We start from the raw sequence: 6,887 nt of genomic DNA on the forward strand, positions 1-6,887 counted from the left end.
TGGTGGAACAGCCACCCGCTCGACCGGACCCGCACCAGCCACCTCGCCCGCCTCGAACTCAGCCTGGCAGCCTAAACCAATTAACCACCAGGATCCTTTTCTGATTCGAAAACACGGTCTCGGCCTGGCTGCGGTCGGGATGGTAGGCCAGTGCGGCGGCCATCGACATGCGTTTCCAGCTGAACCGGTGGGTCAGCACCGGGGTCTGTCCTCGTGGCGCCCAGGTGGCTCTCACTGCGGGCAGCAGGAGCGCGCCCCGCGCCTACCAGCGCCTGGCGCCCGCCCTGTTCCCATGCCCGATATCACCGTGAGGCGGTCTGCGCCGACACCCCCAGCTCGGCGGCCACTTCAACCTGCCGTTTGCCGCGACGGAACATCTCCGCCGCCCGCATCCGGCGCTGGCGCAGCGCATCGAAATCCCGCCTGCCAGCAGCGCGTTTACCGCCACGGCCCGGCTTGCTCGTCGACTGCGAAGACCTCGCCATGACCGTGGCCACCCCACCACACAACGCGAAACGATCACAACGACTCACCCTGTTAACAAAAGATCATTAGGGGCTTGAGCCCGAGATATGGGCTCGGCCTGCTCCCGGGCGAGGCGTCCGGCCCGACCGGCAATCACGAGTCGGAGTAGTCACAAGCCACGCAACGGAAAGGGATCGGGTTGCCACTTTACAGCCCTCGGCCGCTGTGCGGTCCGCAGAAATTCCTCCAGTGCACGGTCGACAACGTTGCGGGGCACCCAGGCGTCGGCGGGGGCACAATGTTCTCGTCTTCCCAGCCCTCGACCGCGGGACCGCTGCCTTGGCTGTAGTGCCGCGGTGTTTCCGCGTCCCAGTACGACAAAGCAGCCTGCCCGTCCATGCCGAACGCCACCACAAGCTCGTGGTCGGGGCTCTGTTCGTTTCATCTGGGGAGCGCCAGCGCTTTCGTCGTTGTGGGGCTCTTACTGCTGCTGGGGCTTGACGATCGGGAACAAGATCGTGTCGCGGATGCCCTTGTCGGTGAAGGCCATGAGCAACCGGTCGATCCCGATCCCGACCCCACCGGTAGGGGGCATGCCGTACTCCAGCGCTTCGAGGAAATCCTCGTCAAGCTGCATCGCCTCGGCATCGCCACCTGCGGCGAGCATCGACTGCTCGGTGAGCCTGCGACGCTGTTCGAGCGGATCGGTCAGCTCGGTGAAGCCGGTGCCGAGTTCCATGCCCCACCCGATGAGATCCCATTTCTCGGTGAGCAGCGGCTCGTCGGGGTGCTGGCGGGTCAGCGGGGAGGTCTCGATCGGGAAGTCCCGCACGAACGTCGGGTGCACGATCGCGTGCTCGACGAGTTCCTCGAACAGGTACTCGATGAATTTGCCGTTGCCCCAGCGCGGATCATGCGGCAGGCCACGGGCATCCGCGACCTTGGCGAGCACCTCGACCGAGGTATGCGGGGTGACCTCCTCGCCGAGGGCCTCGGACACCGAGCCGTACAGCGTGATCGAAGGCCAGTCGCCGCCGATGTCGATCTCGGTGCCGTCGCGCTCGATCGTCGTGCCCCCAAGGACGGCCCGCGCCACCTTCTGGATGAGTTCCTGGGTGACCCGCGCGACCTCGTCGTAGTCGGCGTGCGCCTGGTAGAACTCCAGCATCGTGAACTCGGGATTGTGCGTGCTGTCCGCGCCCTCGTTGCGGAAATTCCGGTTGATCTCGAATACTTTTTCGAGACCGCCGACGACCAGACGCTTGAGGTAGAGCTCGGGCGCGATCCGCAGATACAGGTCGAGGTCGTAGGCGTTGATATGCGTGGTGAACGGCCGTGCCGTCGCGCCGCCATGCACCTGCTGCAACATCGGGGTCTCCACCTCGACGAACCCCTGATCGTGCAAGCCGTCGCGCATCGCGCGCACCGCGGCCGAGCGCCGCAGCGCCATGTTGCGTGCCTCGGGGTTGACGATCAGGTCGACGTAGCGGCGTCGCACCCGCGCTTCGGGGTCGGTGAGGCCCTTGTGCTTCTCGGGCAGCGGACGCAGCGACTTCGCGGTCAGCACCCACCGCTCGGCCAGAATCGACAGCTCGCCGCGGCGCGAGGTGATGATCTCGCCCTCGATGCCGACGTGGTCGCCGAGGTCGACGTCGGACTTCCACGCGGCCAGCGACTCCTCACCGAGCCGGTCGAGCGACAGCATGATCTGAAGATCACCGGTGACGTCGCGGATCGTTGCGAAGCACAGCTTGCCGCCGGTGCGGTAAAGCATGACGCGGCCGGCGACGCCGACCCGTTCGCCGGTGGCCTGGTCCGGGTCGAGGTGACTGTGTTTCTCCCGGACGTCAGCGATCGACACCGTGCGGGGCGACCGCTCCATGAAGGGGTCAGCCCCGGCGGCCCGGAGCCTGTCGAGCTTCTCGCGGCGTACTCGAATCTGTTCGGGAAGGTCCGCCAGGTCCGCATTGTCGTTGGGCGCGTCAGTCACGGCGGACAGTGTATCTAGCCTGCGGAAACGCCCGTCGCTCACCAGGTGTGATCACGCGGTGCCGACGCTATGATCTTGCTTTAGCAGGCAGGCTCGGTACAAGCGGACGAGGAAGTCCGTACCGTCCGGGAGTTGGGGTTTTGACGTCCTCGCCGCAGCCGTTCTACGGTGGCCGACGTGGACCGTCAGCAATTCTTGCGTGCGGCCGTCGCTTGAGGTGATCTTTGAGATGGCTCGCATCATGTGGCGACTGTTGAGACGATCGCTGCAGCAATCGCCAGCAGCAGGGCCGCCATTACGAGTGTGGTTGCTGCTCGGAGGATCCTGAACTTCTTCGCTCCGAGGCGGGCTATTACGAGCAGCTGTTCGCGACGCCAGCGCAGAGGATCGTTCGCCGCGCTTTTGAGGTACTGCGTCAGTTCGGCGTCCGTCATCGATTCGACGGCTATGAAGCCACTTCCGCGCAGGCGGGGTCGCACGTTCCACAGGAGCAGCAGCAGGGAGATTGCCAGCAGTGTTAGCGCGGACCAGAACAGGAGGATCGCCGTCAACGACGTTGCGGCTCGGGGCAGCACCGCAACGCCAACGGTTAGGATGGGGCTGAAGACCGCAAGTAAGATGCCCGTCTTGGTCTCCGTTCTTCCCAGTGCCGCGTCTCCCCGGCTCAGTTCGTCCTTGAGCAGGTCCTGGAGCGTCTCCGAATCGGATTCTTCGCTGTCAGTAGCGATCTCATCGCTTCTGGTTTCCGCCATGGGCGCATCATGCTCCAGAGCACCGCTTTTCGGGGCGGATGAACGAGAATTCCCGGCAGCCAAGAGGGCTACGCGTCGAGGTGCCGGGGGTGACCAAGGGCGCGATGGGCGTCGCGGCGGTCCTCACCACCGACGACTGCCAGAAGACCTACGAGACCCTCAGCGTGAGAGGCGTCGAGTTCACCGAGGTGCCGACGCAGCAGCCTTACGGCATCGACTGCGCCTTGCGCGACCCGTTCGGCAACCACATCAGGATCACCCAGCTCGCGACGCAGCCTGCCGAGATCGCCGACGCCGACATCGCCCGTTGGCGGCCCGAGGCCGAATAGTCGGGGTGCGCGGGACGCGTCCAGCCCCGCCGCGCCCAGGTCAGGAGTGGAATAGCCCCGTCGGCGGAATTAATTCGTCGACGGGGCTCTTCGCGTGGTGCGGCGCGGTCAGGAGATGCGCACGCTCCTGTTCACCGGATGGTGTTCGCTTTATTTGACTCATTCCAGAAACGCTGGTAGTCATGGAGCCATGCCGTCCATCGATGCCGCCGCCCTCCTGAAGGGGGCGTCGTTGCGGGTGACCCGTCCGCGGGTTGCCGTGCTCACGATGGTCTCGGACAAACCCCATGCGGACACTGACACCATCGCGACGGCCGTCCGCCGCGAGCTGGGTTCGGTGTCGACGCAGGCGGTCTATGACGTCCTACGCGCGCTCACCGAGGCGGGCTTGGTCCGCCGCATCGAACCGGCTGGTTCCCCCGCCAGATTCGAGACGCGCGTGGGCGACAACCACCACCATCTGGTGTGCCGCGACTGCGGCGCCATCGCCGACGTCAACTGCGCGGTGGGCGAGGCCCCGTGTCTCCACACCGAGGACCCGCACGGATTCGTGCTTGACGAGGCCGAGGTGACTTTCTGGGGCACCTGCCCGGATTGCCTCTCGGGCGCCGAGTAAGCATGTGAGGAAACTTCCATCGAGGAGCGAGTTTTGCCTGAGAACAACCAGAAACCGTTGACCACGGTGGCCGGTGCGCCGGTCCCTGACAACCAGAACTCTCTGACCGCGGGCGCGCGTGGTCCGATGCTGCTGCAGGACGTGTGGTTCCTGGAGAAGCTGGCGCACTTCGACCGCGAGGTCATCCCTGAGCGCCGGATGCACGCGAAGGGTTCGGGCGCGTTCGGCACCTTCACGGTCACCAACGACATCACCCAGTACACCACGGCGAAGATCTTCTCCGAGATCGGCAAGAAGACCGAGCTGTTCGTCAGGTTCTCAACGGTCGCCGGTGAGCGCGGCGCGGCCGACGCCGAGCGCGACATCCGCGGCTTCGCGATGAAGTTCTACACCGAAGAAGGCAACTGGGACATCGTTGGCAACAACACCCCGGTGTTCTTCTTCCGCGACCCGTTGAAGTTCCCGGACCTTAACCACGCGGTGAAGCGCGACCCGCGCACCAACCTGCGCAACCCCGAGAACAACTGGGACTTCTGGACGAACCTGCCCGAGGCGCTGCACCAGGTCACGATCGTGATGTCGGACCGTGGCATCCCGGCGTCCTACCGCCACATGCACGGTTTCGGCTCGCACACCTACAGCTTCATCAACGCCGAGGGCGAGCGGTTCTGGGTCAAGTTCCACCACCGCACCCAGCAGGGCATCAAGAACCTGACCGACGCGGAGGCCGAGGCTCTGGTCGGCAAGGACCGCGAGTCCCACCAGCGCGACCTCTTCGAGGCGATCGAGAACGGCGACTTCCCGAAGTGGAAGCTGTACGTGCAGGTCATGCCGGAGGCCGACGCGGAGACTTACCGGTTCCACCCGTTCGACCTCACCAAGGTGTGGTCGAAGAAGGACTACCCGCTGATCGAGGTCGGCGAGTGGGAGCTGAACCGCAACCCCGAGAACTATTTCGCAGACGTGGAGCAGGCCGCCTTCACCCCGGCCAACGTGGTGCCGGGCATCAGCTTCTCGCCCGACAAGATGCTACAGGGCCGGCTGTTCTCCTACGGTGACGCCCAGCGGTACCGCCTGGGTGTGAACCACCACCAGATCCCGGTCAACAAGCCGAAGAACCCGGTGAACTCCTACCACCGCGACGGTGCCATGCGCGTCGACGGCAACCAGGGAGCCACCCCGGGCATCGAGCCGAACTCGTACGGCCGCTGGCAGGAGCAGCCCGCCTACCGCGACCCGGCCCAGGCCGTGGGTGCCGTCGCCGACCGGTTCAACTACCGCGAGGACGACGACAACTACTTCGAGCAGCCCGGAATCCTGTTCCGGAACATGTCGCCGGAGCAGCAGCAGGTCCTCTTCGAGAACACCGCGCGTGCGATCGACGGTGCCTCCCAGGCGACCATCGAGCGGCACATCGCCAACTGCGCGAAGGCCGATCCCGCCTACGGCGAGGGCGTCCGCAAGGCGGTCGAGGCGCTGGTCGCGAGCAAGGGCTGAGACCCACTTGGTCGGACTTCTCTGTTCGCAGGGCGGCGGCCACGGGAATGCTCGTGGCCGCCGCGCCGTCCCGGCAAGACGACTCGCAAGTTTTGATCAGGAAGAACTGCTGATGAGCCACGGTGGACTGACTCCGGAGCAGACCGAGCGCGTCGTGGCGATTGCCATGGACCTGGCCCGGGAAGGCGAAACCGCGCAGTTGGCGGAGTTCGTCGACCACGGACTCCCGGTCGACGTGGCCGACCAGGACGGGAACACCCTTGTCATGCTCGCGGCCTACCACGGGCACGCCGAAACGGTGCGCGCGCTGCTCGATCGCGGCGCGAATCCCGACCTGCGTAACGAGCGCGATCAGGCGCCCATCGCCGGTGCGCTGTTCAAGGGCGCGGACGAGGTCGTGGCAGTGCTACGCGAGGCGGGAGCCGACCTCGATGCGGGCATGCCCACCGCGCGGGCGGCCGCCACCATGTTCGGCCGAGAGCACCTGCTGGCCGATTGAGGTAATCGCCCGGCGCGGCGACCTTTGATGGTTGCGCTCTTTGAGCATCTTTTGGCAACGAGTGCTGATTTTCGCCCCCGGAGAAGTAGTATGGCTCAATAGTCTACATTGGACGATGATTTATCGCCGCCAACCGGCGAAGCCGAGTCCTGTGGCAGCACCGGCGCCAGCGATGCCGAGAAGGAGGTTCCGGCGGCGCAGCCGCGCAGGAGCTGCGATTGCGCCTTTCGGCGTCGAACCCTGGTGTTCCTGGTTCGAAGGTGGGTTCGCGCCGCTGGCATCAGCACCGGAGTCCGAATGGAGGCCGCCAGAACCGGGTCGCGCCGAAACGTTGCGCGTACTGGCCCGTTCGGCTTGGCTGGGGCTGCAAGTGCCGGTGCGATGGTGGCGGAATCCGCAGTAACCGCCTTGATCGTGGCGCTGTTCCAGAACCTGTAGTGCTGCGGCGTGAAGGCGGACCGCGCCGGTGTTTCAGCTAGTTGGCTCTGCAGCGGGCGGGATTCGAGCCCGGGACCTCTCGGCTGCTGGTCGAGAGGCACAGGCTCGGTGCCATCTCCTCCCACGTTCGCCGACGCGGTCGGCCGTGATCTTCGGTTCTGCTCTGTGCGTTGAATAAGGCCTGGTCAATGTACTATCCGGCGTTGCCCGCGTTCCACAGATAATTGGGCTCTGACGACACGATCGGCGGCGTCGCTCCAGGTCAGGGCACTGTGTCCTGGTGGAAACAGCAGAAACCCCT

8 protein-coding genes are annotated in these 6,887 nt (G+C 65.4%); 4 read left to right on the plus strand and 4 right to left on the minus strand.

Annotated features, from left to right (window positions below):
• Positions 1 to 302 precede the first annotated feature (302 nt).
• The 4 genes from ACWDKQ_RS34350 to ACWDKQ_RS34365 all read right to left on the minus strand — a co-directional run bounded on the left by ACWDKQ_RS34350 (position 303) and on the right by ACWDKQ_RS34365 (position 3,207).
• A complete protein-coding gene (locus ACWDKQ_RS34350; RefSeq protein ID WP_450142929.1) occupies positions 303 to 485 on the minus strand; it encodes a helix-turn-helix domain-containing protein in 183 nt (60 codons plus the stop codon).
• Positions 486 to 634: 149 nt separating this feature from the next.
• Complete coding sequence (locus tag ACWDKQ_RS34355) at positions 635 to 910, minus strand: Imm1 family immunity protein (protein WP_450142930.1); 276 nt, start codon at positions 908 to 910, stop codon at positions 635 to 637.
• A gap of 36 nt (positions 911 to 946) precedes the next feature.
• Positions 947 to 2,455, minus strand: coding sequence for a bifunctional lysylphosphatidylglycerol synthetase/lysine--tRNA ligase LysX (gene lysX / locus ACWDKQ_RS34360; RefSeq protein WP_450142931.1), 1,509 nt, complete (start codon positions 2,453 to 2,455; stop codon positions 947 to 949).
• 239 nt (positions 2,456 to 2,694) lie between these two features.
• Positions 2,695 to 3,207 (minus strand): Pycsar system effector family protein, encoded by a 513-nt coding sequence (locus ACWDKQ_RS34365; protein ID WP_450142932.1) that lies wholly within the window; start codon positions 3,205 to 3,207, stop codon positions 2,695 to 2,697.
• An 89-nt stretch (positions 3,208 to 3,296) separates the two neighbouring features.
• On the opposite strand from ACWDKQ_RS34365, the gene ACWDKQ_RS34370 reads away from it, so the two are divergent.
• The 4 genes from ACWDKQ_RS34370 to ACWDKQ_RS34385 all read left to right on the plus strand — a co-directional run bounded on the left by ACWDKQ_RS34370 (position 3,297) and on the right by ACWDKQ_RS34385 (position 6,148).
• The gene (locus ACWDKQ_RS34370) at positions 3,297 to 3,536 is read left to right on the plus strand and encodes a VOC family protein (RefSeq protein ID WP_450142933.1); all 240 of its coding nucleotides are present in this window, start codon (positions 3,297 to 3,299) and stop codon (positions 3,534 to 3,536) included.
• Positions 3,537 to 3,726: 190 nt separating this feature from the next.
• The gene (locus ACWDKQ_RS34375) at positions 3,727 to 4,152 is read left to right on the plus strand and encodes a Fur family transcriptional regulator (RefSeq protein ID WP_450142934.1); all 426 of its coding nucleotides are present in this window, start codon (positions 3,727 to 3,729) and stop codon (positions 4,150 to 4,152) included.
• A 33-nt stretch (positions 4,153 to 4,185) separates the two neighbouring features.
• The gene (locus ACWDKQ_RS34380; RefSeq protein ID WP_450142935.1) at positions 4,186 to 5,649 is read left to right on the plus strand and encodes a catalase; all 1,464 of its coding nucleotides are present in this window, start codon (positions 4,186 to 4,188) and stop codon (positions 5,647 to 5,649) included.
• A 112-nt stretch (positions 5,650 to 5,761) separates the two neighbouring features.
• Positions 5,762 to 6,148 (plus strand): ankyrin repeat domain-containing protein, encoded by a 387-nt coding sequence (locus ACWDKQ_RS34385; RefSeq protein ID WP_450142936.1) that lies wholly within the window; start codon positions 5,762 to 5,764, stop codon positions 6,146 to 6,148.
• Positions 6,149 to 6,887: the final 739 nt, after the last annotated feature.

The sequence above is a fragment of the Saccharopolyspora sp. NPDC000995 genome, from assembly GCF_053599315.1.